This window comes from Hydrocarboniphaga sp. FW305-C-57, assembly GCF_058783045.1.
This window is the reverse complement of sequence record NZ_JBYSYG010000004.1, coordinates 209,194-235,471: the sequence shown is the minus strand read 5'-3', so window position 1 is coordinate 235,471 and position 26,278 is coordinate 209,194. Positions and strand designations below refer to the sequence as shown.

Genomic DNA, 26,278 nt, shown 5'->3' with positions numbered 1-26,278 from the left:
CCGCCGACCAGTTTGTGCCCACGGCCATATTGTCTTTAACAATCAATTATTTATGCTCTTGTTACGGCATTTCTACAGAAATATGTCGCTCGCAACGGGCTTTTTGAGGCCCTTGCGCCGCAACTGTGCATAGTGGTTCCACCGCAATCCATTTTCTCCGGGCCATGAGCCCTGCGAGCGGGACCGGCGGTACTTGGCCGGCGTCGTTACACTTCGGCCCCATGAGCACCCTGTCCGGGCTGTACGCGATCACCTCCGCCTCTCTGTGCGCCGACGAATCGCGGCTGATCGCCGGCGCGGCCGCGGCCATCAAGGGTGGCGCCCGTCTGCTGCAATACCGCGACAAATGGTCGGCGCCCGAGCGCCGGCCACTGCTGGCCCGCCGGCTGCGCGAACTCTGCGGCCGGCAGGGCTGCCTGTTCATCGTCAACGACGACGTCGAGCTCGCGATCGCGGTCGAGGCCGATGGCGTCCACCTCGGCAAGACCGACGGCAGCGTGCGCCGGGCCCGCGAGCGGCTCGGCGCACGCGCGATCATCGGCGTGAGCTGCTCGAGCTCGATCGAGCGCGCCGTCGAGGCTCAGGCCGAAGGTGCCAGCTATGTCGCCTTCGGGCGCTTCTACCCGTCGTCGACCAAGCCCGACGCGCCGCCTGCGCAGATCGAAACCCTGCGCCAGGTCCGCGAGCGCGTCAGCCTGCCGATCTGCGCGATCGGCGGCATCACGGCCGACAACGCCGCACCGCTGATCGCCGCCGGAGCCGACATGATCGCGGCCGTTGAAGGCATTTTCGGCGCGGCGGACATTCGCGCCGAAGCCGCTCGCTACGCCGCCCGGTTCGGTCGGCCGTTCAGTGCGGCGCCGTAGCGCTCGCGACTACAATCGAACTTCACGCCGCCGCTTTAGCCCTGCGCTTCCGGCTGCGATTCGATCCGCAGAACGCATCCGTACCGACCAGCCGGCAACGCCATGACCCAGTCCGAGACCCTCTTCGAACGCGCGCAGAAAACCATTCCGGGCGGCGTCAATTCGCCGGTTCGCGCGTTCAAATCGGTCGGCGGAACCCCGCGCTTCATCGCCTCGGCGAGCGGCGCCTGGCTCACCGACGCCGACGGCAAGCGCTACGTCGACTACGTGGGCTCCTGGGGCCCGATGATCCTCGGCCACCAGTTCCCGGCCGTGCAGCAGGCGATCATCGAGCAGGCCGCGATCGGCACCTCCTACGGCGCCCCGACCGAAGCCGAGATCGAGATGGCCGAGCTGCTCTGCGCGCGCGTGCCGGGCCTTGAGATGGTGCGCATGTGCAACAGCGGCACCGAGGCGACGATGAGCGCCCTGCGCCTCGCGCGCGGCGTCACCGACCGCGACTACATCCTCAAGTTCGAAGGCTGTTACCACGGCCACGGCGACGCCCTGCTCGTGAAGGCCGGCTCGGGCCTGCTGACTTTCGGCGTGCCGACTTCGCCGGGCGTTCCGGCCGACCTGGCCAAGTACACGCTCACGGCGACCTATAATGATTTGTCGTCAGTTGAAGCTTTATTCAAGCAATACTCACAGATGATTGCGGCCATCATCGTCGAGCCGGTGGCCGGCAACATGAATTGCGTGCCGCCGGTTCCGGGCTTCCTCGAAGGCCTGCGCTCGCTCTGCGACGCCGACGGCGCCCTGCTGATCTTCGACGAGGTGATGACCGGCTTTCGCGTCGGCCCGAGCTGCGCCACGGGGCTCTACGGCGTACGCGCGGACCTCGTCACGCTCGGCAAGATCATCGGCGGCGGACTGCCGGTGGGCGCCTTCGGCGGCTCGCGCGCGGTCATGGGCCAGCTCGCCCCGCTCGGCCCGATCTACCAGGCCGGCACCCTGTCCGGCAATCCGCTGGCGATGGCCGCGGGCCTCGCGATCCTCACCGCGCTGGCCGAACCGGGGCTCTACGAGCGCCTCGAAGCCAGCACCGCGCAACTGCTCGCCGGCCTGCAAAAGGCCGCCGACGAGGCCGGTGTCGCGTTCACCACGACCCAGGTCGGCAGCATGTTCGGGCTGTACTTCGGCCAAGGGCCGATCCACGGTTTCGCCGACGTCTCGGCCTGCGACGCCCAGCGCTTCAAGCGCTTCTTCCACCTGATGCTCGATCGCGGGGTCTACCTGGCGCCGTCGGCCTTCGAAGCCGGCTTCGTCTCGGCCGCGCACGGGCCCGAGGAACTCGCCCAGACCATCGAGGCCGCCCGCGCGAGCTTCGCCATCCTGGCCCAGGCCGCCTGAGCCGCAGCACCCGTCTCCGGCCGCGAATCCCAGCGTGCTCGATCAGGCTCAGGATTTCCTGAACTGGGTTGCGGCCCATCCGGGGCTCGCCCTGGGCCTGCTATTCCTGGTCTCGCTGCTCGACGCGGTCTTTCTCGTCGGCGCCTTCGTGCCGGCTTCGATCATGCTGTTCGCGGTCGGGGCGCTCGTGGCGATGGGCTCGCTGGAGCTGTGGCCGACCGCCGCGGTCGCCGCGGCCGGGGCGATGATCGGCGACGGCCTGTCGTTCTGGCTCGGCCGGCGCTACGGCGAGCGCCTGTTCCAGATTCCGCTGCTGCAGCGCTATCCGGATTTCGTCAACGGCGGCCGGCGCTTCTTCGACAAGCACGGCGGCAAGGGCGTCTGGCTGGCCCGCTTCCTGGGCCCGGTGCGTGCGATCACGCCGGCGCTCGCGGGCGCGGCCGGCATGCCGACCTGGGTCTTCATCCTCGCCGATTACAGCGCCGCCTATCTGTGGGCGCTGATCTACATCCTGCCGGGCGTGCTGTTCGGCGCCTCGATGGGCCTGGCGGCCGAAGTCGCGGCGCGGCTCGCGGGCCTGCTCGTGCTGATCTTCGGCCTGGTGATCTTCTTCGTCTGGTTCGTGCCGCTGCTGATGGGAGCCTTGCAGCGACAGACCGAGCGCGCGATCGGCCCGGTGCTCGACTGGAGCCGCCGCCATCGCCACCTCGGCCGCTTCGGCGCCGCGCTGGCCGACCCCGAGCAGCCCGAAACCCCGGCGCTGGCGATCGTCGCGCTGACGCTGGTGCTGCTCGGCGGGCTCTGGCTGTTCGCGCTCGCCGAGGCCGGGGCGCATCCGTATCCGTCTCCGATCGACGCGCTGATCTACCAGACCCTGCACGACCTGCAGACGCCCTGGGGCAATGCGCTGGCCTATGCGCTAGCACAGCTCGGCAGCCCCTGGGTCTATGGCCCGACCGCACTCGCGGTGTTCGCGGTGCTCGTGAGCCGGCGCCGGCTGCGTGCGGCCGCGCACTGGGCGGCCGCAGTGGGCTTCTCGACGATGATCTCGCTGAGCCTGCACGCGGTGCCGATCCGGCTCGCCCCGGCCGCCTACTACCACGGGCTCGGCGCCGCGGCGCTGCCGCGCGACCTCGTCATGGTCTTCGTGATCTACGGCTTCGCCGCGGTGCTGCTGGCGACGCACCGGCGCACGCGCAGCCGGCGCTTCGTCTACGTGGCGAGCACGGTGCTGCTGACGCTGATCGTGCTGTCGCGGCTCTACCTGGGCGTCGAATGGTTCAGCCTCTCGCTGTTCTCGGCGGTGATCTCGCTGGTCTGGATCGGCGCGCTGGGCCTCGGCTACCGGCGCCACGGGCCCGAGCGGCTGTTCCTGCGCACCTTCACCTTGCCGATCGTCGCGGTCTTCATCGCCAGCGCGGCGATCCGCTGGGGCATCGGTGCCGGCCTGCCGGACCGGCCGCTCGCGATCGACCGCGTGCAGACCATCGAACCGAGCACCTGGTCGAGCGGCGGCTACCGCCAGCTGCCCTTGCAGCGCATCGACCTGCGCGGCCGCAGCGAAGACCCGTTCGAGCTGCAATGGGCCGGCCAGCTGCCCGAGATCACCGCGAACCTCGAAGCCGCCGGCTGGAAGCCGCTGGCCCCGCTGACGCCCGGCAACCTGCTGCTCTGGCTCACCACCTCGAGCCCGATCGGGATGCTGCCGCTGCTGCCGCAGGTGCATGCGGGCAGCCATCAGCAGCTGGCCCTGCGCCGCGAGGTCGACGACGGCCATCAGCAGCTGCTGCGGCTGTGGCTGTCGGGCTGGCAGCTTGCGAGCGGCGAGCCGATCTGGCTCGGCCAGCTGTCCGCGCAGCGCGCGCGCACGTTTTACCGGCTGCTGCGCTATCCGGTCAGCGACACCGGGGCGCTGGTCGATTTCAGCGTGCTGCCGCCGTTCGAGCAGCGCCAGGTCCCGGCCAACAACGGCTCGCGCAGCGGCACGCTCTGGCTGATCGGCAAGGGCCTGAACCTTTACACTGCGCCCTACACTGATCCGGCTGCCGACGCGGCGGACCCCAAGCCCGTGCCGCTGCCTTCCCCTTCCGCGACGCCCAAAACGACCACGACGCCCGCCGAGCATGGCTGACCTGCTTTCCAAGTTCCGCACGAGCCTCAACAAGAGCCTGGGCGGCGACAGCTGGCTCACCAAGGACATCGGCACGCTGTTCGCGGGCGAGAAGCTGCGCGACGACGCGCTCGAAGAACTCGAAACGCGCCTGCTGATGGCCGACGCCGGGCTCGAAGCCACGCAGTGGCTGATCGAGCGCCTGCAGTCCGAGATCAACGCCGGCCGCATCAAGACCGAGAAGCAGCTGCGCGAGCAGCTCAAGCGCGCCCTGCTCGAACTGCTGCAGCCGATCGCCAAGCCGCTCAAGATTCCGGCCTTCATCCGCCCGTACATCCTGTTCGTGGTCGGCGTGAACGGCGTCGGCAAGACCACCACCATCGGCAAGCTCGCCTCGCGCTTCAAGAAGGACGGGCTGTCGGTGCTGCTGGCGGCCGGCGACACCTTCCGCGCCGCGGCCGTGCAGCAGCTCACGACCTGGTCCGAACGCAGCGGCGTGCCGATCCTGAGCCAGGGCGAGGGCGCCGACTCGGCCAGCGTGATCTTCGACGCCGTGCAGTCGGCCAAGGCGCGCGGCCTGGACATGGTGATCGCCGACACCGCCGGGCGCCTGCACACGCAGCACCACCTGATGGATGAGCTGCGCAAGATCAAGCGCGTGATCCAGAAGCACGACGCCTACGCCCCGCACGAGGTGCTGCTGGTGGTCGACGCCACCACCGGCCAGAACGCGCTGAACCAGGCGATCCAGTTCCACGAGGCGATCGGCCTGACCGGCATCGCGGTGACCAAGCTCGACGGCACTGCCAAGGGCGGCATCCTGCTCGCGATCGCCCGCCGCATGGCGCTGCCGATCCGCTACGTGGGCCTCGGCGAGGCGGTCGACGACCTCGAAGTCTTCGACGCCGAGGTCTACGTCGAATCCCTGATCGGTACGGCCACCTGAGCAAGCCTTCCATGAGCGCGCCCAAGCCCAGCAGCGGAGCCGGCAGCCCGGCGCTGATCCAGTTCTCGCAGGTCAGCCACCGCTATCCGGGCGGGCGCGACGTGCTGTCGGACATCAACCTGTCGATCAACCCGGGCGAGATGGCCTTCATCACCGGGGCCTCGGGCGCCGGCAAGTCGACGCTGCTGCGCCTGATCGCCCTGCTGTCGCGGCCGAGCCGCGGGCAGATCGTGGTCGGCGGCAACAATCTTTCGCACATCCGCAGCCGCCAGGTGCCCGCCTACCGCCAGCACATGGGCCTGATTTTCCAGAACTTCAACCTGCTCTACGACCGCAGCGTGTTCGACAACGTGGCGCTGCCGCTGGTGATCCGCGGGCATGCGCACGAGGACATCGGGCGCAAGGTGCGCGCCGCGCTCGATACCGTCGGCCTGCTCAACCGCGAACGCTCGATGCCGCTGACGCTCTCGGGCGGCGAGCAGCAACGCGTCGGCATCGCGCGCGCGGTGGTCACCAAGCCGCGCCTGCTGCTGGCCGACGAGCCGACCGGCAACCTCGATCCGGTCATGGCCTGGGACGTCATGAAACTGTTCGAGCGCTTCAACCAGGTCGGCGTCAGCGTGCTCGTGGCGACGCATGCGATCGACCTCGTCGACCGCCTCGGCAAGCGCGTGATCCACCTCGAAGGCGGGCGCATCGTCGACAAGCGGCCGACCGCCGCTTCCAAGGTCGCCGACGCCGATACTCGGGAGAGCCACTGATGGCCAAGGCCACGGGTGACGATCCGCGTCCGGGCGCGTTCACGCGCTTCTTGCAGGAACACGCGCGGGTGTTCTTCTTCTCGCTCGGCAAGCTCGTCAACGCACCGGGCAGCACGCTGTTCACCGCGATCGTGATCGGCATCGCGCTCGCGCTGCCGGCGAGCCTGTCGCTGATGGTCAGCAATTTCCAGCGGCTGACCTACAGCTGGCAGGGCTCGCTGCAGATGTCCTTGTTTCTCAAGGACGAGGTCGACGAGGCGCGCGGCCAGAGCCTGGCCCGCGAGCTCGCCAAGCGCGACGGCGTCAAGGCCGCTCAATACATCTCGCGCGAGCAGTCGGCCAGCGAGTTCCGCGAGTATTCGGGCTTCGGCGAGGCGCTCGACCTGCTCGACCACAATCCGCTACCGGCCGTGATCGTGGTGGTGCCGCTGCCGGGCCGCAACGCCGACGACACCAAGGCGCTCGGCGAGACGCTCGGCCAGCTGCCCGAAGTCGAGCTCGCGCAAATGGACCAGCACTGGCTCGAGCGGCTCGAGTCGATCCTTGAAATCCTCCAACGCCTGGGCCTGCTCGTCGCCGCCCTGCTCGGCGCGGCGGTGCTCGTGATCGTCGGCAACACGCTGCGGCTCGACATCGAGGCGAGGCGCGAGGAGATCGTCTGCATGAAGCTGCTCGGCGCGCCCGACAGCTTCATTCGCCGGCCGTTCCTGTACGGCGGCTGCTGGCTCGGCCTGCTCGGCGGCTGGGTGGCGCTGCTGCTGCTGACGCTGGGCCTGGCTGTGCTCGATCCGCCCGCGCGTGAACTCGCCGCGCTCTACGGCAGCGACTTCCGCATCGATGGCCCGTCGGCCGCCGTGGTCGCCGCGATCGTCGCGGGCGGCGTGCTGCTCGGCTGGATCGGCGCCTGGTGGACGGTATCGCGCCATTTGAGCGCGATCGAGCCGGTGTAAGCGCCTTGCATCCCTCTCCTCCGGGAGAGGGATGCAAGGGTGAGGAATCATCCGAGATGAGCGAGGCATGGCCCTGCCGGTACGTCCCCACCGCTGCCTCTCCCGGAGGGAGAGAGGTTCGAAGCCCTGCCCTCAATTCCCCGCGGCCTCGACCATCAGGTCGTAGCCCTGGATCGTGGCGTCGAAGTTCAGGGTCTTGAAGCCGAACAGGCCGAGCGTGAGTTCGTTGGTGCTGGCCGCCTGTCCGGGCCAGTTGTGGCCGCCGTCGGTGACGGTCGCCAGGTAGTGCCGCCGGGCGCTCGAGCAGCTCGCCGAATACCGCACGGTGACCGGCAAGCCTGAACTGGCCTGCCTGAGCTGCACGCTGCCGTCGCTGCCGCTGCAGCGCGACAGGCCCTCGAACAGCGCGTGGATCTGCGGAACCGACATCGTCAGCGACAGCAGGCCCTGGTACGGATTCAGCGCGTCGCTGGTGCCGTGCACGATCACCGAGCCGGGCACCTGGGCGGCGCTGCACAGCGTGCGGGTTCCGGAGCTCATCGAGCCCGCCACCGCCATGAAAGCCGCGACCGGCTGGCTCGCGGTGCAGGCGTAGTTGTAGGCCATCGAGGCCCCGTTCGAGAGCCCGGCCACATAGAGCGGCAGCGAGGGGGCCGCCAGCCGGCCCCGCGCATCGGCCACCACGCCGTCGAGAAAGCGCACGTAGTCGGCGACCGGTTCCCACTCGGGCCGGAACGGCCAGCTCGACCCGATATTGCTGCCGAGCAGGCCATTGGGGGCCTGCGGCACGATGATGGCGACGCGACGCGCCTTGGCGAGCTCCTGCAGGCGCACTACGTTGGTGAAGGTGCCGGTGCGCGAACCGAGGTAGTGCAGCGCCAGATAGACGGCCTCGGGGGCTTCCGAGCCCTTGAGCAACAGGTAGCTCGACTGCATGCCGGCTGCCCGCACCGAATATTCGCTGATGCTGACGCCCGCGCAGGGCAGCGGATCGGCCGAGAGATAGCGCAGGCTGTTTTCCTCGGGCAGCTCGCAATAGGCGCCGGTGGTCGGCCTGCAGTCGCCGCCGGCCTTGGCTTTTTCGACGCTGAACTCGGACGAACAGGACACGCTGGCCGGCGGAGGCGGGGCCGGCGGTTCGGGTTCCGGCTCCGGTTCGGGCTCAGGCTCGGGCTGAGGTTCCGGATCGGGAGTGGGGGTGGTACCCGGATCGGGCACGGTCGGTTCGCCCGGCCCGTCGCCGGTCGACGATCCGCCACCGCAGGCGGCCAGCAGCAGCACCAGGCTGGCCATCAAAATCTGTCGCATGAATCTTCTCTCAGTTCGAACCGTCAGTGAGGCTTATTCGTTCGTGCCGCCGTGCCGCTCGGTCATGCCACGATTCGAGCGGCTCCCCAAATGAAAAAAGGGCCGGCAGAGCCGGCCCTTTCGCTTGTTGCAATTATTTGGCCTGTTCGGGCGACTGTTCCGACGCCGGCATGCCCGACTTCGGCAGCGTGATCGTGTACAGCGGGCTTTCCTGCTGCGAGAAGTAGTGCGACAGCGCCTTGATGTCGACATCCGACAGATTGGCGACCTGCGCCTTCATGACCGCGTTGCCGCGCACGCCCGAGCGGTAGTCCTTGAGCGCGTGCTCGATGTAGTTGCTGTGCTGGCCGGCGAGCACCGGGTAGCTCGGCAGGATCGGCTTGGCGCCGTGTTCGCCGTGGCAGGACTGGCAGACCGGCAGCAACTGGTCGAGCTTGGAGTCGCCGCCGGCGGCTTCATGACCATGCTCTTCGGCGTAGGCGGGAGCGGAGGCGCCGAGCGCCAGCGCGAGCAGCACGAGGGATTTCTTCACAAGCGGGCCTTTGTCAAACGTACGCATGGGTCGCTCTTACTTGCCGGTCGGATGCCGCGGAGCGGCGGTCAGGAAGGCGGCGATGTCTTCCATGTCCTGGTCCGTCATGCTCGCGGCCTGGGCATGCATCGTCGGATGCTTGCGCTCACCCGAGCGATAGGCCTTCAGCGCGGTGACGATGTATTCGGCCGACTGGCCACCGATCTTGGGCACGCGGTAAGTCGGATAGGCATTCGTGTAATACGGAATACCGTGGCAGCCGATGCAGGTATCGGCCTTGTTGCGGCCTTCGGCGGCGTCCCCGGCTGCCGAAGCAGACAGAGTCGCACACAGGCTGGCCACAGCGGCGAGGGCGTAAGCGCCCTGACGCACGAATTTCATACCGTCGACTCCCAGACGTGCAGAAACTAAAAATGGGCTGGCAAATGGCGCGCGTCCGAAATGGGTACCGGACGGCGCGTAAGAAGCGAAATTGTCGGGGATTCAGGCGGCTGGGTCAACGAATCATCGGCGGCGCCGGGCCGGCGCATGGCGTTGCTATAGTGCGTCGGCGGAGCCGTGACGACGGCCCCGCCTGCAGGCCGATTCGGCCGATCTGTTATTCGGTCGCCAACTTTGAAACTTTAATCGATCAATCATCACACTGCATGGCCCAGCCCGCGAACCCTTCCTCCGCCTTTGCCAGCGCAACCACGGTCGCGGCGGTGGACCTGGGCTCGAACAGTTTCCACATGATGGTGGCGCGCTCGGCCGGCAAGGAGCTGCAGGTGGTCGACCGCCTGCGCGAGTCGGTGCGCCTGGCCGCCGGGCTCGACGAGCAGCGCCGGCTCAGCAACGAGGTCGCCGCGCGCGCCCTGGCCTGCCTGCAGCGCTTCGGCCAGCGGCTCGCCGTCGTTCCGGCCGGGCGGGTGCGCGCGGTCGGCACCAACACCATGCGCCGGCTCGGCGAGAACAGCGACTTCCTGTCCCGCGCCGAGCAGGCGCTCGGGCACCAGATCGAAATCATCTCGGGCGTCGAGGAGGCGCGGCTGGTTTACGGCGGCGTCGTCCATGGCATGGGCGGAGCCGAGAACCAGCGCCGGCTCGTGGTCGACATCGGCGGCGGCAGCACCGAGCTCATCATCGGCCGCGGTTCGCAGCCCTTGCTGATGGAATCGGTCGGCATGGGCTGCGTGGTGCATCAGGGACGGTTCTTCGCCGACGGCGAGATCAGCCGGGCGCGCTTCCGCCAGGCCCGCCTCGCGGCGCGCGTCGAGCTCGAGTTCCTCGAGCACCGCTATCGCCGCCAGGGCTGGGATCTGGCGATCGGGGCCAGCGGCACCGTGCGCGGGGTCTGGCGCGTGATGCGCGAGCAGGGCTGGGCCGACGACCTGATCACGCGCGACGGGCTCGAGAAGACCGTCGACCTGGTGATCGCGCGCGGCCATGTCTCGAAGATCGATTTCCCGGCCCTGCGCGAAGATCGCCGGCCGGTGTTCGCGGGCGGCCTCGCGGTGCTCGCGGGCGTGTTCGATGCGCTGGACCTGCAGCGCATGCAGACCTCCGATCGCGCGCTGCGCGAAGGCCTGGTCTACGACCTGCTCGGCCGCCTGTCCGATCACGACGTGCGCGACGAGTCGGTGCAGGCGATGGCGGCCCGCTACGGCGTCGACACCGCGCATGCGCAGGCGGTGGCCGAGACCGCGCTGAGACTGCTCGACCAGCTCGGCGACGGCTGGCAGCTCGACCGCAAGACCTCGGCGACGCTGCTGCGCTGGGCCGCGCAGCTGCACGAGATCGGCCTGGTGATCGCGCATTCGTCGTACCAGAAGCATGGCGAATACATCCTGCGGCATGCCGACCTGCAGGGCTTTTCGCAAACCGACCAGAAGCCGCTCGCCGCACTCGTGCGCCTGCATCGCAGCAAGTTCAACGCGAGCGTGCTGACCGAGCTCGGCGACGCCACCGGCGAGACCGTGCGCAAGCTCGCGATCCTGCTCCGGCTGGCGGCCCTGCTGCATCGCAGCCGGGCGCCGGGCCTGCAGGTACCGGTCAAGGCCAAGCCGAGCAACGGCAAGCGCGGAATCGATCTCGAATTCCCGCGCCAGTGGCTGGCCCAGCATCCGCTGACCCAGGCCGACCTCGAGCAGGAAGCCGACTATCTGAAATCCGCGGACGTTCGCCTGCGCTATTCCTGAGCCCGGCGCCCAGCGGCTAGAGTGCAGCCATGCGCGCGCTCCCTCTCCTGCTGCTGACCCTGAGCCTGCCGTCGGCGGCGGCCGAGGTCTACCGCTGGACCGACGCCAACGGGGTCGTGCACTACGGTGACAAGGCGCCCGACGCGAAGACCAAACCGGCCCAGCTGCCGCAGCTGCAGGTCATCCCGGGCACTCCGACGGCGACCGCGCCCGCCAGGCCGGCCGGTGCGAGCGAACCGAGCGCCGAGCCCCCGGCCGCCGACAAACCCAGGCTCAGCATCTCCGCCCCGCAGCCCGAGCAGGTGATTCGCGACACCAGCCGCACGCTGTCGGTACGCGTGGAGCTGCAAAGCCCGCTGCCCGAGGGCGCCGGGCTCGTTTATTACCTCGACGGCGTCGCCCAGAACGCCAAGCCGACCCAGGAGCGCGGGCACCTCATCGGCAACGTCGACCGCGGCTCGCACCTCGTCGACGTCGGGGTCGTGGACCGGGATGGCAAGCTGCTCGTGCGGACTCCGCCCGTAATCGTGCACGTCATGCCCCCGAGCAAGAAGTGATGCATTAAATTGGTGCGCAGCAGTCGTCGACTGCTCGCATCGGGGGCGCACCAGCGGGGTGCGCCGCGCACTATGAGCGCTCGGGCATGACCTCCAGTGGCCCAGGTTTTGCAATCGCTCGCCCATGAAGCTCGCGCCCATCAGCCGCAACGCGCCCGCCCAGATCCTGGATGGCCTCACCACGGCCGTGATCAGTCTGGATGCCAACCTGCGCGTCGTGTCGATCAACTCCACGGCCGAGACCGTGTTCGGCGTCAGCCGCCGCTATGCGATCGGCGAGCTCGTCTCGCAGGCGATCCTGCAGCTGCAGCCGCATGCCTCGCGGCTGCGCGAGGCGATGCGTGCGGGCACCGGCTTCGTCGAGCGCGAGCTGCAGCTGCGCAAGGCCGGCGACGAGCCGATCACCGTCGATTGCACGGTCACGCCGCTCACGCTCGGGCGCGGCGTCGGCCTGCTGATCGAGATCCTGCCGCTCGACCGCCACATGCGCATCTCGCGCGACGAGCTGCTGCTGGCCCAGCAGGAGGCCAGCCGCGAGCTGATCCGCAACCTCGCGCACGAGATCAAGAACCCGCTCGGCGGCATCCGCGGAGCCGCGCAGCTCCTCGAGCGCGATTTCCCCGACAGCGAGCACCGTGAATACACGCGCGTGATCATTCGCGAGGTCGATCGCCTGCAGAACCTCGTCAACCGGCTGCTCGGGCCGAACCGGGTCCCGCAGAAGGCGCCGGTCAACGTGCACGAGGTGCTAGAGCACGTGCGCCAGCTCGTCGAGGCCGAAGCGCCCCAGAGCGTGCGCTTCCTGCGTGATTACGATCCGTCGATCCCCGACCTGATCGGCGATCGCGAACAGCTGATCCAGGCCGTGCTGAACATCGTCCGCAACGCGTTCCAGGCGGTCGACGGCGACGGCTGCATCGCCCTGCGCTCGCGCACCCGCCGCCAGTACACGATCGGCGGCACCCGTCACCGGCTCGTCGCCCAGATCGACATCGAAGACGACGGCCCCGGAATTCCTCCCTCCATGATCGACAAGATCTTCTATCCCATGGTCACGATGCGCCCTGAAGGCACGGGTCTTGGCTTGCCGATCTCCCAATATCTCGTGCACACGCACGGTGGCCTGATCGAATGCAAGTCGCGTCCCGGTTCAACCGTTTTCTCGATTTTCCTGCCGCTGGACAAGCCGGCTGGGGCGATGGCATGAGCGCCGCCCTGACCGTCTGGGTCGTCGACGACGACGAATCGATCCGCTGGGTGCTCGAGCGCTCGCTGTCGCGCGAGAACATGAGCGTGCAGGTGTTCCCGGGCGCCGCCGAGCTGCTCGATGCGCTCAACGACGCGACTCCGGACGTGCTGCTGTCGGACATCCGCATGCCGGGCGTCAACGGCCTGGAGCTCATGGACCGCGTGCACCGGGCCAAGCCGGAGCTGCCGGTCATCATCATGACCGCGCATTCCGATCTCGATGCCGCCGTCGCCTCGTACAAGGGCGGCGCGTTCGAATACCTGCCCAAGCCCTTCGACGTCGACGGCGTCGCCGCGCTCGTACGCCGGGCCGCGGCCAAGCGCCAGCAGACCGTCGAGGCAACGCCCGGCGACTCGTCGGTGCCCACCGCGATCATCGGCGAAGCGCCGGCGATGCAGGACGTGTTCCGCGCCATCGGCCGCCTGTCGCAGAGCCAGATCACGGTGATGATCACGGGCGAATCGGGCACCGGCAAGGAACTCGTCGCGCGCGCCCTGCACGTCAACAGCCCGCGCGCGAACAAGCCCTTCATCGCGGTCAACACGGCCGCGATTCCGAAGGACTTGATGGAATCGGAATTCTTCGGCCACGAGCGCGGCGCGTTCACGGGCGCGCAGATGCAGCGCAAGGGCCGCTTCGAGCAGGCCGACGGCGGCTCGCTGTTCCTCGACGAGATCGGCGACATGCCGGCCGACCTGCAGACGCGCCTGCTGCGCGTGCTGCAGAACGGCGAGTTCTACCGCGTCGGCGGCGTCTCGCCCGTCAAGGTCGACGTGCGCGTGATCGCGGCGACGCACCAGGACCTCGAAACCCTGGTCCGCGAAGGCAAGTTCCGCGAGGACCTGTTCCACCGCATCAACGTCATCCGCGTGCGCATTCCGCCGCTGCGAGAGCGCAGCGAGGACATTCCGCTGCTCATGCGCCACTTCCTCGCCCAGGCCGGCCGCGAGCTCAAGACCGAGCCCAAGCGCCTGCTGCCCGAGGTGATGGAACGCCTGCAGGAGTTCGACTGGCCCGGCAACGTGCGCCAGCTCGAGAACACCTGTCGCTGGCTGACCGTGATGGCGCCCGGCCAGGACGTGCATCTCGACGACCTGCCGCCCGAACTGCGCGACCTGCGCCGGCCCGAGCCGACGCCCGTGGTTCCGGCCTACTTGCCGCCTCCGGTGGCGATCGCGCAGCCGATGGTGCCGGCCGGCCTGCCGATGGCCACCACGCCGGGCCTCGTCGATGCCAACTGGCCCGAGAAGCTGCGCGCCTGGGCCGCGCAGGAGCTCAAGACCGGCCGCAGCGACCTGCTCGGCGAAGCGGTGCCGACCTTCGAACGCGTGATGATCGAAGTCGCCCTCGAGGCCTGCCACGGCCAGCGCCAGGAAGCTGCCCGCCGCCTCGGCTGGGGCCGCAACACGCTGACGCGCAAGATCAAGGAACTCGGGATGGACGATTGATCCTCCCTTCGCTCAGCGCACAGAAGAAACGAAAAGGCCGCCCTCGATAGGCGGCCTTTTCGTTTGAAGCCCCAACTAAAGCGAATCAGCTGCTGCCCTCGCGCGAGCCGTCGAGCGCAGCAGCCGATTCGCTTAGAAGAAGCCCAGCGGCTTGGTGTCGTAGCTCACCAGCAGATTCTTGGTCTGCTGATAGTGGTCGAGCATCATCTTGTGCGTTTCGCGACCGACACCGGACTTCTTGTAGCCACCGAACGCGGCGTGCGCCGGATACAGGTGGTAGCAGTTGGTCCAGACGCGGCCGGCCTTGATCTTGCGGCCGACGCGGTAGGCGCGGTTGATGTCGCGCGTCCACAGGCCGGCGCCGAGGCCGAACTCGGTGTCGTTGGCGATCGCCAGGGCTTCTTCTTCGGTCTTGAAGGTCGTGACGCTGACGACCGGCCCGAAGATTTCTTCCTGGAACACGCGCATCTTGTTAGTGCCCTTGAGCAGCGTCGGCTGGATGTAATAACCCGTGCCGAGCGTGCCTTCGAGCTTCTCGACGTCGCCGCCGGTGAGCACTTCGGCGCCTTCGTTCTTGGCGATCGTGAAGTAGGACAGGATCTTGTCGAACTGCTGCGCCGAGGCCTGGGCGCCGACCATGGTGTCGGTGTCGAGCGGATCGCCGCGCTTGATCTTCTTGATCTTCTTCATGACCTCGGCCATCAGCGGCTCGTAGATCGATTCCTGGATCAGAGCGCGCGACGGACAGGTGCAGACTTCGCCCTGGTTGAAGAACGCCAGCACGATGCCTTCGGCGCACTTCTCGATGAACTCCGGCTCCGCCTGCATGACGTCTTCGAAGTAGATGTTCGGGCTCTTGCCGCCGAGCTCGACGGTGCTTGGAATGATGTTCTTGGCCGCCAGGCTCATGATGTGCGAACCGACCGGCGTGGAACCCGTGAAGGCGATCTTGGCGATGCGCTTGTTGCTCGCCAGCGCTTCGCCGGCTTCCTTGCCGAAACCGTGGACGATGTTCAGCACGCCCTTGGGCAGCAGGTCGCCGATCAGTTCCATCAGGATGGTGATCGACAGCGGGGTCTGCTCGGCCGGCTTGAGCACGACGCAGTTGCCTGCGGCGAGCGCCGGGGCGAGCTTCCAGGCCGCCATCAGCAGCGGGAAGTTCCACGGAATGATCTGGCCGACGACACCGAGCGGCTCGTGGATGTGGTACGCGGTGGTCTTGGCGTCGATCTCGCCGAGCGTGCCTTCCTGGGCGCGGATGCAGCCCGCGAAGTAGCGGAAGTGGTCGGCCGAGAGCGGAACGTCGGCGTTGAGGGTTTCGCGAACGGCCTTGCCGTTGTCCCAGGTTTCGGCGACGGCCAGCAGCTCGAGGTTCTGCTCGATGCGGTCGGCGATCTTGAGCAGGATGTTCGAGCGCGCGGTGACCGAGGTGTCGCCCCAGGCTTCGGCGGCGGCGTGGGCGGCGTCGAGCGCCTTCTCCACGTCGGCGGCCGACGAGCGCGGGAATTCGCCGATCGGCTGGCCGGTCACCGGCGACGGGTTGGTGAAGTAGGCGCCCTCGACCGGGGCGACGAATTCACCGTTGATGTAGTTACCGTACTTCGGCTTCAGGGTCAGGATCGAACCGGCGGTACCGGGATGTGCGTAGCGCATTGCGCGAACTCCTTTGTGTGATGGGTGGTCGTTCGCGCAGGCCGGCACGGCCGCGCACGAACTTCTGCTGCAAAGCATCCATCCCTGCCGGGACGGTTGTTCCGAACCCCGTGATCCGGGCGCGGAGGGAGTCTCTCCTCATCGAACGCGAACGCTCGAGCCTTCGCCACCTGCGGTCGGCGCTGGCGGGCGGCCCTGTTGCATCGGCCGTGCCAGCGAATGCGGATGCGTGGAACATCGGCTGCGGGCAGGCATCGAACATTCCGCCCGGCGTGCATAAACGATTGAAAATGGAAGGCTTTCCAGGCACGTAACGAGGAACATTCCGGCCTCGGAATGCGCTGGCGTACGGATCGCGGAATGCAGGGCGTCGCTCGAGGCTCGCTCAGGGCGCCCGATCCGCGAGGAAGAGGGTCAGCGGTGACACGAAGTGTCACGAAAGGGTGACGGTGTGGCGCTCGATGCCACGAACGACTTGGGGCGGGCTGGCGCTTCACGCGCGTCACCCGACATCGAGAAGCTGAAACAAAAAAGCGGGTTAAGCGGCGAAGCCGCTAACCCGCCCTAAGCACTGCGAATGCAGCCGTTTACAGAATGAAGCGACTCAAATCCTCGTCCTTCGCAAGCTTGCCGAGCTTGCCGTCGACATAGGCCTCGTCGACCGTCAGCGTGCTGCCGCTCTTGTCGGGCGCGTCGAAGGCGATCTCTTCCATCAATCGCTCCATGACCGTGTGCAGGCGGCGCGCGCCGATGTTCTCGGTGGTTTCGTTGACCGTCCAGGCCACCGCGGCGAGCCGCCTGATGCCGCTTTCGGTGAAATCGACCTCGACGCCTTCGGTCTTCATCAAGGCGCGGTACTGCTCGGTCAGCGAGTAGTTCGGCTCGGTCAGGATGCGCACGAAATCCTCGGTCTTGAGCGGCTCGAGTTCGACGCGGATCGGCAGGCGGCCCTGCAGCTCCGGAATCAGGTCGCTCGGCTTGGCCATGTGGAACGCGCCGCTCGCGATGAACAGGATGTGGTCGGTCTTCACGCTGCCGTACTTGGTCGTCACCGTGCTGCCCTCGATCAGCGGCAGCAGGTCGCGCTGCACGCCCTCGCGCGAGACGTCGGCACCCTGGTACTCGCTGCGCTTGGCCACCTTGTCGAGCTCGTCGATGAAGACGATGCCGTTTTCCTCGACGTTGCTCAGCGCATCGAGCTTGATCGCCTCCTCGTCGACGAGCTTGACGGCTTCCTCGTCGGTGAGCTGCTTGAGCGCTTCCTTGATCTTCATCTTCTTGGAGCGCGTCTTGCCCTGGCCGACGTTGGCGAACATCTGCTGCAGCTGGCTCGTCATCTCCTCCATGCCCGGAGGCCCCATGAGCTGCAGGTTCGGGGCGCCGGCGGCGAGCTTGATCTCGATCTCGGTGTCATCGAGCTTGCCCTCGCGCAGCTGCTTGCGGAACACCTGGCGCGCAGCCCCGTTCTCGTTCGTGCGCAGGTTGCTGGCCTCGCCGAAATCCTTCGGCGGCGGCACCAGCACGTCGAGCACGCGATCCTCGGCCGCCACTTCGGCGCGATCACGCACGCGCTGCGTGGCCTGTTCGCGCGTCATCTTCATCGCCGCGTCGACGAGATCGCGAATGATCGAATCGACGTCCTTGCCGACGTAGCCGACCTCGGTGAACTTGGTCGCCTCCACCTTCACGAACGGAGCGTTCGTGAGCTTGGCGAGCCGACGCGCGATCTCGGTCTTGCCGACGCCGGTCGGGCCGATCATGAGGATGTTCTTGGGCACCACCTCGGCCTTCAGCGGGCCGTCGATCTGCTGGCGGCGCCAGCGGTTGCGCAGGGCCACGGCGACCGCGCGCTTGGCGGCGCGCTGGCCGACGATGTGGCGGTCGAGTTCCTGGACGATTTCGCGCGGGGTCATCGAGGTCGCGCTGCCTGAATTGTTTTGGCTCATTCGAGTGCTCAGGCGTCGATGGTTTCGACGGTGAGATGGTGGTTGGTGTAGATGCAGATGTCCGCCGCGATATGCAGCGACTTCTCGACGATTTCACGGGCGGACATGGCGCTGTTCTCGACCAGCGCGCGCGCCGCGGCGGTGGCGTAGCTGCCGCCCGAGCCGATCGCGATGACGCCGTGGGCCTCGGGTTCCATGACGTCGCCGTTGCCCGAGATCATCAGCGAGGTCTCGCGGTCGGCGACGATCAGCAGCGCCTCGAGCTTGCGCAGGTAGCGGTCGGTGCGCCAGTCCTTGGCCATCTCGACCGCCGCGCGCGTGAGCTGGCCGCCGTGCTTTTCGAGCTTGCCTTCGAAGCGTTCGAACAGCGTGAAGGCATCCGCAGTGCCGCCCGCGAAGCCGGCGATGACTTTTTCGCCGTAGAGGCGGCGAACCTTGCGCGCGTTGTTCTTCACGCGCGTGTTGCCCATCGACACCTGGCCGTCGCCACCGACGGCGACCTGGCCGTCACGGCGTACGCAGAGGATGGTGGTTCCGTCGAATTGTTTCATGAGCGGGACTCGATCTCGTTTTATGAGTCCGGCTGATGTGGGGCTGGCGGCCGGTCTTTCAACCAAGGTCCACCGCTTCCGCCATGCCGCTGCGGCCAGTGCCAGGGCGCCAGAAACGACGAAGGCGGGAGGTTGCCCTCCCGCCTTCGTGGGTACTGCTACCGAAACGCTAGGCGCTCGATTACTCGCCAGCCGGCGTGGCCGGAGCGGTCGATTCCGGGCACGCGGCGTTCGGATCGGATTCGGTCGGGCACTTCGGCGCTTCGGCCGGGGCAGCGGCTTCCGGGGTCGCTTCGGCAGCCGGAGCAGCTTCGGCCGGCGCTTCAGCGGCGGGGGCGGCTTCCGGGGGGGCGACTTCTTCCTGCTTCTTGCACGCAGCCAGCGCCAGCACAGAGGCGAGGCCCAGGGCAATCACGAGTTCACGTTTCATGGAACAACTCCCAGGTCAGTTGGTTTGTGTGCTGGCTAAGGCCGGCCAGCGGCGTCGCCGAATGGCAACGAGCGGCGATTATGCCCGATAAAACTGAACGTAAGGCATCCCGTAAGGGCCAGCCCTCAAGTTATTTGCCGGATTGAGCTCTTTTAGGCGGCGTTTTGCAGGATATTGCCTACGAAACGAGCTTAGCTCGCACTGCCGCTGCCACCAGCTCGGCCGTCATTTCGAGGAACAGCTTGCCCTGGCGCGGCTGAAAGCGCTGCGGATCTCGCGAAGCCAGCACCAGCATGCCGAGGTTCTTGTCGCGCTCGAGCGGCACCACCGCGGCCGATTGCGGCAATTCGGCCGCTTTCGGGAACAGCAGCCTGGCGCGGGATTCGGACAGCGGGCCGCATTCGACGAGCTTGGTGCGCAGGAAATTCTCGAACTGCTTGGCGACCGCGCCTTCGGCGTCGAGCCGGTGCAGGCCTTCGATGTCGCTGCGCTTGAGCAGGCCCGGCACCACGCCGACCCAGGCTTCGTCGATGCCGAAGTCCTCGCGCATGCACTGCTGCAAACCCACGATCGCGGCCGCCAGCGTCGGGGCGCGGATCAGCGTGCGCGCGAGACGATGCACGTTGGTCGCCCGGCGCTCGTTGTCGCGGGCGTTCTCGAGCAGCTGGGTGAGCCGGTCCTCGAGCCGCTGGCTGCGCCCGCGCAGCACTTCGACCTGGCGCTCGATCAGCGAGACCGCCGAGCCGCTGGTGTGCTGCAGCTGCAGGGTTTCGAGCAATTCGGGGTGGCGCGTCAGGAAATCCGGCCGTGCCTTCAGGTAGGCCAGCACCTGTTCTTCATCCAACGCCGCCGGCTGCTTCACTTCTGCCATTCGATCTCCCCGGTGAATACGGTTTCGGCCGGACCGGTCATGAATACGGAATCATCGGCACCGCCGGCCCACTCGAGCCGCAGGTCGCCGCCACGGGCCTTCAGGGTCACCGCGTCGTCGAACAAACCCCAGCGCCGGCCGACGACCGCCGCCGCGCAGGCGCCGGTTCCGCAGGCCAGGGTTTCGCCGGCACCGCGCTCGTAGACGCGCAGCCGGCCGGCGTCGCGTCCGAGCACCTGCAGAAAACCCACGTTGACGCTTTCGGGAAACTCCGGGCTCGCCTGCAAGGCCCGGCCGAGCGCTTCGACCGGCGCGCGGTCGACGTCGTCGACCACGATCACCGCGTGCGGGTTACCCATGCTGACGGCGCCGAATTCGACGGTGCCGAACGCCGGAACGTCGATCCGATAACGCTCGGCCTGCGCGAGCCTGAGCGGGACCTGTTCGGGCGCCCAGCGCGGAGCGCCCATGTCGACGCGCACCAGGTTGCCGCCGAGGCGCTGCAGTTCGATCACCGACGTGCTCGTGCGTACGCGCAGGCGCGGCTTGTCGGACAGGCCGTTCTCGGCGACGTAGAGCGCGAACGCCCGGCTGCCGTTGCCGCACTGGCCCACTTCGCTGCCGTCGGCGTTGAAGATGCGGTAGTCGAAGTCGACATCCGGCGTCGAGGCCGCCTCGATGACGAGCACCTGGTCGCAGCCGACGCCGAAGCGGCGGTCGGTCAGCCGCTGCAGCAGCGCCGGTGTCGGCGCGAAGCGCTCGCGCGTGGCGTCGACGACGACGAAGTCGTTGCCGGCCCCCTGCATCTTGGTGAAGCGCAGTTTCATCGGAATTCGCGTGGACAGCTTGGGTGGAACGGCCGGCCGGTCAGCCCGGATGCTTGTGCAATAATTATTGACTAATGTTTCGTCAATCAATTTTTACTCTCATGCCGGCGTGAGCCGGAGGCGACATGATGGGGACTGCCGCGCCGATGTCCACTCCCCGGGGCGATCTGCGGTTCGAGCGTCGCAGCGGCATACTGTGAGCGTCGGCCTGCCCGCGCACCTGCTCACGTGACCGCTCACTCCCATTCCCATCCGGGGCCTCATCGGGGCCACTCCCATGACCACGCCGCCCAGGCGCCGAAGCCGGGCCAGCTGCCGGCCTGCCCGGCAGCGCGCGAGGCTGACGGCGGCCATGCCTTCCTGGGCGACGATCATCACGACAACGGCCGCCGCATGATCGCGGTGGTGGCGCTGACGCTGGTGACGATGGTCGTCGAGATCGCCGTCGGCTACTGGTCGGGTTCGATGGCCCTGCTCGCCGACGGCTGGCACATGGCCAGCCATGCGGCCGCGCTGGGCGTCTCCGCGTTCGCCTATGGCTTCGCGCGTCGCCATGCGAGCAACCCGCGCTACAGCTTCGGCACCGGCAAGATCGGCGACCTGTCGGCGTTCACGAGCAGCCTGATGCTCGGCGCGATCGGGGCGCTGATGATCATCGAGTCGGTGCAGCGCCTGCGCAGCCCGGTGCCGGTGGCCTACGGCGAAGCGCTGCTCGTGGCGGTGCTCGGGCTGCTCGTGAACCTCGCGAGCGCGGGCCTGCTGCATGGCGGCGCCGGGCATTCGCACGACCACGGCCATCACGATCACGATCACGATCACGATCACGATCACGATCACGATCACGAGGCAGGCGAGCACGATTCGCATGCCGATCACAACCTGCGCTCGGCCTATCTGCACGTGCTCGCCGATGCGCTGACCTCGATCCTGGCGATCGCGGCGCTGCTCGCCGGGCTCTACCTGGGCTGGCAGTGGACCGACCCGGTCATCGGCATCGTCGGCGGCCTCGTGATCCTGCAATGGGCCTGGTCGCTGGCCCGGCGCACCGCCATGATCCTGCTCGACGCCAGCGTCGATCCGTCGCTCGCGCGGCGCATCCAGCAGCGCCTCGAAGCCGCGCAGGCACAGGTTTCGGACCTGCATCTGTGGCGGCTCGCGCCGGGCAAGTTCGCGGTGATCGCGTCGGTGCATTCGGTGGCGCCGCTGACGCCGGCCGAATACAAGCAGTGCCTGGCCGGCCTGCCTGGCCTGGCCCACGTCACCATCGAGGTGGAGCCCGCCCGGGCTTCATGAACATCCACCGGGCTCACGCGTGAGCGACAGCCTCGGCTTCGTCGCCGCACTGGCGGGCGCGGCCTTCCTGACTTCGACCCTGTCGGGCGTCGCCGGCCTCGGCGGCGGCACCGTGCTGATCGGCCTGTTCTATGCGATCGGGCTCGCGCCGGTGGAAGCGATTCCGCTGTTCGCGGCCGTGCAGCTGGCCTCGAACGCCTCGCGCATGACGGCCTATGTGCGCCACGTCGAATGGAAGGCCACGGGCTGGTTCCTGCTCGCTTCGGTGCCGGCCACGTTTCTGCTCGCGCCCTGGGTACAGCACGTCGACCTGCACTGGACCCAGCTGCTGCTCGCGGCACTGATCCTGGCCTCGATGCTGCCGAGCGCGGACAGCGGCGCCTCGAAGCTTCCGGAGCCCGTGTTGTTCAGCGTCGCCGGCCTGCTCAACGGCTCGCTCGGTCTGTTCGTCGGCGCGACCGGCCTGTTCGTCGGCAGGCTGTTCCTGCGTCCGGACTGGCGCAAGGAAACCACCATCGGCACGCTCGCGCTGACGCAGATGCTCGGCCATCTGCTGCGCGTGCTCGCCTATGGTTTCGCGGGCTTTTCGGCATTCGCCAATCCGCAGGTGCTGATTCCGCTCTGCGTCGCGGTGATCGCCGGCACCATCACCGGCCGCAGGCTGCACGCCTATCTCGACGAGCGTCAGTTCGCGCTGCTGTTCAAGGGCCTGCTGATCGCGCTGTCGCTCAAACTGCTGTGGGACGGCGTCGCCGGGCTGCTGCGCGTGGGCGGCTGAAGCGTTCACCTTGCCGGTGTAGAGTCGATCGCGCGAGGAACACGACAAAAAACCAGGAGGCATAGAGCAATGACCACCCTGATCAGCGCAGGCGACGTGCAGCAGGCGATTCGCGTCGGACTTCCGTCCACCGAGGACGAAGGGCTCGAGGTGCTCGAAGTCGCGGACGACCGCGCGAGCGTGCGCATTCCGTATCACCCGCGCCAGCTGCGTCCAGGCGATTCGGTCTCCGGCCCGGTCTTGATGGCAGCCGCCGATGCGGCGATGTACGCGGTGCTGCTGGCCGGTGGCGTCGACCAGAACGAAATGGCGCTGACGAGCCAGTTCAACTGCAACTTCCTCACGCGGGCCTTGCCGGGCGACGTGATCGCCGAGGCGCGCGTGCTGCGTCGCGGCCGGCGCATGGCGGTCATGCAGGTCGAGGTGCGCACCACCGCGCGCGAGGACGTGGCGGCGCTCGTCACCGCGACCTACGTGCTGCCGTGAATCGGCCGATACAGGAAACGCCGAGCAGGCCTGGACCGTAGGGCGGTTCAACGAACCCGAACCGCTCGACAGGTAAATCCAGCCCAGCCGTCGCCGAACCCCCGAACCCTTGGGGGTTTCTCCCCTTTTCGAGATCGAGCCTGCGCTCCGACGATGCAGCCGATGTCGGATTGCCCGGTCGCGGGATGCGCCCGTTCCAATTGCTCACGCGCTGCGAGACCCGAGCGTCTTGGCGGCGTGAATCTCGGACTCCTTTTTCATGATCCTGTTCAAGCTTCGGCGCGCATCCTGCGCAAGCCTGCTCGTCGGCCTGTGCTCGGCCTATGCGAGCGTCTCCCAAGCCTCGCTGCCCAACTTCGACGCCTACCGCGCCGAGCTTCCGCCAGCGAGCGAGCCCAAGGCCGCCGCGATCGGCAATGGCGCGCTGCCTTCGCGGTTCGATGCGCGCATGAACAAGCCGACCTTCATCTGGGCGGCCGCAAACGAAGCGGTGCCCGCGGTCGGCGCGCTCAAGGCCGATGCACTGATCGTCTCGCAGGCCCGCGATTACCTGCGCGCCCACGCCGCCGAGCTCGAGCTGAGCGAGGCGATGATCGCCGAGGCCCAGGTCACCGATTCGCAGTACAACGGCAACGGCCCGGCGGTGGTGCGCTTCAAGCAGCTCGTCAACGGCATCGAGGTGTTCAACCGCAGCCTCAACGTGATGATCGATCGCAGCGGACGGCTCGTCGCGATCTCGGGCTACTTCGCCACCGACGCGGCCGGCACACCGGCCGATTTCACGCGCAGCGCGCAGCAGGCCGTGGTGTCGGCCTGGACCGAGCTCGGCGGCGAGAGCTTTCTGGCCACGCTGCTCGGCGCCCCGGTCAGCCAGGGCGCTTATCAGCTGTTCGGGATTCCGGCGATTTCGGGCACGCAGCGCCTGCTGCGCCAGCCGCGCGTCAAGCGCGTCTACTACCCGCGCGCAGGCCGCCTCGAGCCGGGCTACTACGTCGAGCTGTTCGGCGAATCCAAGCTCGGCGGCAGCATGGCGTATTCACTGGTGATCTCGGGCAGCAGCAGCGCGATGCTGTTCCGCAAGAACCTCGTCGACGAAGCCGCCTACACCTACCGGACCTTCGCCGACACCAGCGGCCGCTACACGCCCTACGACTCGCCGCTCGGCAACGGCTATGCGCCGTACACGGGCAGCACGCCGTTCGCTCAGCCGCCGCGCGTCGGCGCGGCGTCCACGCTCGTGACGCTCGATCACGGGCCGATCGAGAACGGCGATCCGTGGATCAAGGACGCCGGCGCGACGACCACCAGTGGCAACAACGTCGACGCCTACATCGACTCGGGCGTCGGCGTGTTCCTGCCGATCGTGACGCCGGTTCCGACGCCGGGCGACGGCTACGTGGCCGGCACCGGCGACAGCCGCGCCACCGCCACCAGCGCCGACACCTTCGACTACGCGATCACCGGCGACGAGAATCCGGCCGGCGACAACGCCATTGCGGCCGCCAACGTCAGCCTGTTCTTCGTCAACAACTGGCTGCACGACGCCTGGTACGACCACGGCTTCGACGAAGTGGCCGGCAACGCGCAGCTCTCCAACCTCGGCCGCGGCGGCGTCGAAGGCGATGTGCTCAAGGCCGAAGGCCAGGACGCCTCGGGCCGCAACAACGCCAACATGGCGACGCCGTCCGACGGCAGCTCGCCGCGCATGCAGATGTATCTGTTCGACGGCGCCATCGCCGGCGAAGTGAAGGTGACCGCGCCGGCCGAAAGCGTCGCCACGCTCAAGTTCAACGGCGCGAGCTTCGGACCCAAGACCTTCGAGGTGACCGGGGACGCCGCCGTGGCCGACGACAAGCTCGATCCGGTCACCGACGGCTGCACCGGCTTGTCGACGCCGCCCGATCCGCTGCTGGGTCTGGAGCTGCCGATTCCGAACCTGATCCCGGACCCGAACCTGATCGGCAAGATCGCGATCATCGACCGCGGCAACTGCAACTTCACCAACAAGGCGCAGTTCGCGAGCATCTCGGGCGCGATCGCGCTCGTCGTCGTCAACAACGGCGACGGCGACCCGACCTCGATGGGCAACGCCGACGTGCCGCTCGACCTCGTCAGCACCGACGAGCTCTACCAGATTCCGTCGATCATGATCCGCAAGGACGCCGGCGAGGCGATCAAGGCCGCGATCGCGGCCGGCAAGACGGTGACGATGTCGCTCAAGCGCGATCCCTCGATCGACCGCGACGGCACGCTCGACAACCAGGTCATCGCCCACGAGTTCTTCCACTACGTCAGCAACCGCCTGGTCAACGACGGCTCCGGCCTCGACAACAACCAGGGCGGCAGCATGGGCGAGGGCTGGGGCGACTTCTCGGCGATGATCCTGTCGGTGCGCCCGGAGGACAAGCAAGTGGCCGGCAACGATCGCTACCAGGGCGCCTACGGCATGGGCGCGTACGTGACCGGCGACGCCTATTTCGGCATCCGCCGCGTTCCGTACTCGACCGATTTCGCCAAGAACCCGCTGACCTTCAAGCACATCAAGGCCGGCGAAGCGCTGCCGGCCGACAAGGCGCCGATCGCCTACGGCACCGATGGCGCCGGCAATGCCGAAGTGCATTCGTCCGGCGAAATCTGGGCGACCGCGCTCTGGCAGTGCTACGCGGGCATCCTCAACAACCCGGCGCGCAGCTTCGACGACGCCCGCAGCAACATGATGGATTACATCATCGCCGGCCTGAAGGCGACGCCCGCGTCGCCGACCTACACCGAAGCGCGCGACGGCATCCTCGCCGCCGCCAAGACGGTCAACGAGGCCGACTACCTGCGCTGCGCCCACGGCTTCGCGCTGCGCGGCCTCGGCAAGAACGCTGTCTCGCCCGAGCGCGACAGCAGCGACCACGACGGCGTGACGGAAGACTTCACCGAGTTCGGCGAAGTGCCGAACGACACGCCGGCCTCGGGTGGTGGTGGTAGCGGCGGCGGTGGTGGCTCGAGCGGTGGTGGCGGCGGCGGTGCGTTCGGCGCCGGCCTGCTGTTGCCGTTGCTGCTCGCCGCGGGGCTGCGTCGTCGCCGTCGCTGAGCGTTTCAGCCAGGCATGAAAAAAGCGCCGGGTCGGAAGATCCGGCGCTTTTTCTCTTACGGCGC

At 67.9% G+C, this 26,278-nt stretch carries 23 protein-coding genes; 14 read left to right on the top strand and 9 right to left on the bottom strand.

Going from position 1 to position 26,278, the window contains the following annotated elements; translation table 11 throughout:
• Window positions 1-221: 221 nt before the first annotated feature.
• The 6 genes from thiE (at window position 222) to ftsX (ending at window position 7,025) form a co-directional block, all read left to right on the top strand.
• Window positions 222-866: a thiamine phosphate synthase gene (thiE, locus tag AC3WUM_RS10495; RefSeq protein ID WP_492410231.1), complete on the top strand. Its 645-nt coding sequence runs from the start codon at window positions 222-224 to the stop codon at window positions 864-866.
• A 102-nt stretch (window positions 867-968) separates the two neighbouring features.
• Window positions 969-2,258 (top strand): glutamate-1-semialdehyde 2,1-aminomutase, encoded by a 1,290-nt coding sequence (hemL, locus tag AC3WUM_RS10490; protein ID WP_492410230.1) that lies wholly within the window; start codon window positions 969-971, stop codon window positions 2,256-2,258.
• Between the two features lie 34 nt (window positions 2,259-2,292).
• Window positions 2,293-4,389 carry a VTT domain-containing protein gene (locus AC3WUM_RS10485; RefSeq protein ID WP_492410229.1) on the top strand — a complete coding sequence of 699 codons (2,097 nt, stop codon included), beginning with the start codon at window positions 2,293-2,295 and terminating at the stop codon, window positions 4,387-4,389.
• A complete protein-coding gene (gene ftsY, locus AC3WUM_RS10480) occupies window positions 4,382-5,314 on the top strand; it encodes a signal recognition particle-docking protein FtsY (RefSeq protein WP_492410228.1) in 933 nt (310 codons plus the stop codon). Before AC3WUM_RS10485 ends, ftsY begins: the two co-directional genes overlap by 8 nt.
• 11 nt (window positions 5,315-5,325) lie before the next feature.
• Window positions 5,326-6,075, top strand: a complete 750-nt coding sequence (gene ftsE / locus AC3WUM_RS10475) for a cell division ATP-binding protein FtsE (RefSeq protein WP_492410227.1) — start codon at window positions 5,326-5,328, stop codon at window positions 6,073-6,075.
• Entirely contained in the window at window positions 6,075-7,025 is a 951-nt protein-coding gene (ftsX, locus tag AC3WUM_RS10470; protein ID WP_492410226.1) for a permease-like cell division protein FtsX, read from the top strand. The genes ftsE and ftsX overlap by 1 nt, the downstream gene beginning before the upstream one ends.
• Before the next feature lie 132 nt (window positions 7,026-7,157).
• Here the strand turns inward: ftsX and AC3WUM_RS10465 are convergent, their stop codons facing one another.
• From AC3WUM_RS10465 to AC3WUM_RS10455, 3 genes are all read right to left on the bottom strand, one after another.
• Entirely contained in the window at window positions 7,158-8,333 is a 1,176-nt protein-coding gene (locus tag AC3WUM_RS10465) for a CE1 family esterase (protein WP_492410225.1), read from the bottom strand.
• A 133-nt stretch (window positions 8,334-8,466) separates the two neighbouring features.
• Window positions 8,467-8,892: a c-type cytochrome gene (locus AC3WUM_RS10460; protein WP_492410224.1), complete on the bottom strand. Its 426-nt coding sequence runs from the start codon at window positions 8,890-8,892 to the stop codon at window positions 8,467-8,469.
• Between the two features lie 9 nt (window positions 8,893-8,901).
• Window positions 8,902-9,246 carry a c-type cytochrome gene (locus tag AC3WUM_RS10455; protein WP_492410223.1) on the bottom strand — a complete coding sequence of 115 codons (345 nt, stop codon included), beginning with the start codon at window positions 9,244-9,246 and terminating at the stop codon, window positions 8,902-8,904.
• Window positions 9,247-9,512: 266 nt separating this feature from the next.
• Between AC3WUM_RS10455 and AC3WUM_RS10450 the strand changes: the two genes are divergently transcribed.
• From AC3WUM_RS10450 to ntrC, 4 genes are all read left to right on the top strand, one after another.
• Window positions 9,513-11,042: a Ppx/GppA phosphatase family protein gene (locus tag AC3WUM_RS10450; RefSeq protein ID WP_492410222.1), complete on the top strand. Its 1,530-nt coding sequence runs from the start codon at window positions 9,513-9,515 to the stop codon at window positions 11,040-11,042.
• Window positions 11,043-11,071: 29 nt separating this feature from the next.
• On the top strand, window positions 11,072-11,599 hold the full coding sequence (locus AC3WUM_RS10445; RefSeq protein ID WP_492410221.1) for a DUF4124 domain-containing protein: 528 nt from the start codon (window positions 11,072-11,074) through the stop codon (window positions 11,597-11,599).
• Between the two features lie 124 nt (window positions 11,600-11,723).
• Window positions 11,724-12,806 carry a nitrogen regulation protein NR(II) gene (gene glnL, locus AC3WUM_RS10440; protein WP_492410220.1) on the top strand — a complete coding sequence of 361 codons (1,083 nt, stop codon included), beginning with the start codon at window positions 11,724-11,726 and terminating at the stop codon, window positions 12,804-12,806.
• On the top strand, window positions 12,803-14,296 hold the full coding sequence (gene ntrC / locus AC3WUM_RS10435; RefSeq protein ID WP_492410219.1) for a nitrogen regulation protein NR(I): 1,494 nt from the start codon (window positions 12,803-12,805) through the stop codon (window positions 14,294-14,296). Before glnL ends, ntrC begins: the two co-directional genes overlap by 4 nt.
• A gap of 132 nt (window positions 14,297-14,428) precedes the next feature.
• Here ntrC and exaC read toward each other — a convergent pair whose 3' ends face one another.
• The 6 genes from exaC to dapF form a co-directional block, all read right to left on the bottom strand.
• The gene (exaC, locus tag AC3WUM_RS10430; protein ID WP_492410218.1) at window positions 14,429-15,949 is read right to left on the bottom strand and encodes an acetaldehyde dehydrogenase ExaC; all 1,521 of its coding nucleotides are present in this window, start codon (window positions 15,947-15,949) and stop codon (window positions 14,429-14,431) included.
• A 587-nt stretch (window positions 15,950-16,536) separates the two neighbouring features.
• A complete protein-coding gene (hslU, locus tag AC3WUM_RS10425) occupies window positions 16,537-17,895 on the bottom strand; it encodes an ATP-dependent protease ATPase subunit HslU (protein ID WP_492410217.1) in 1,359 nt (452 codons plus the stop codon).
• A gap of 8 nt (window positions 17,896-17,903) precedes the next feature.
• Window positions 17,904-18,446, bottom strand: coding sequence for an ATP-dependent protease subunit HslV (gene hslV / locus AC3WUM_RS10420; protein WP_492410216.1), 543 nt, complete (start codon window positions 18,444-18,446; stop codon window positions 17,904-17,906).
• Window positions 18,447-18,627: 181 nt separating this feature from the next.
• On the bottom strand, window positions 18,628-18,876 hold the full coding sequence (locus AC3WUM_RS10415; RefSeq protein WP_492410215.1) for a hypothetical protein: 249 nt from the start codon (window positions 18,874-18,876) through the stop codon (window positions 18,628-18,630).
• Between the two features lie 178 nt (window positions 18,877-19,054).
• Entirely contained in the window at window positions 19,055-19,747 is a 693-nt protein-coding gene (locus AC3WUM_RS10410) for a DUF484 family protein (protein ID WP_492410214.1), read from the bottom strand.
• Complete coding sequence (gene dapF / locus AC3WUM_RS10405; protein ID WP_492410213.1) at window positions 19,735-20,574, bottom strand: diaminopimelate epimerase; 840 nt, start codon at window positions 20,572-20,574, stop codon at window positions 19,735-19,737. Before dapF ends, AC3WUM_RS10410 begins: the two co-directional genes overlap by 13 nt.
• Before the next feature lie 228 nt (window positions 20,575-20,802).
• On the opposite strand from dapF, the gene dmeF reads away from it, so the two are divergent.
• From dmeF to AC3WUM_RS10385, 4 genes are all read left to right on the top strand, one after another.
• Entirely contained in the window at window positions 20,803-21,867 is a 1,065-nt protein-coding gene (gene dmeF, locus AC3WUM_RS10400) for a CDF family Co(II)/Ni(II) efflux transporter DmeF (protein WP_492410212.1), read from the top strand.
• A 19-nt stretch (window positions 21,868-21,886) separates the two neighbouring features.
• A complete protein-coding gene (locus AC3WUM_RS10395) occupies window positions 21,887-22,645 on the top strand; it encodes a sulfite exporter TauE/SafE family protein (protein ID WP_492410211.1) in 759 nt (252 codons plus the stop codon).
• 69 nt (window positions 22,646-22,714) lie between these two features.
• A complete protein-coding gene (locus AC3WUM_RS10390) occupies window positions 22,715-23,131 on the top strand; it encodes a PaaI family thioesterase (RefSeq protein WP_492410210.1) in 417 nt (138 codons plus the stop codon).
• 259 nt (window positions 23,132-23,390) lie between these two features.
• Window positions 23,391-26,213 carry a M36 family metallopeptidase gene (locus AC3WUM_RS10385; RefSeq protein ID WP_492410209.1) on the top strand — a complete coding sequence of 941 codons (2,823 nt, stop codon included), beginning with the start codon at window positions 23,391-23,393 and terminating at the stop codon, window positions 26,211-26,213.
• Window positions 26,214-26,278 lie beyond the last annotated feature (65 nt).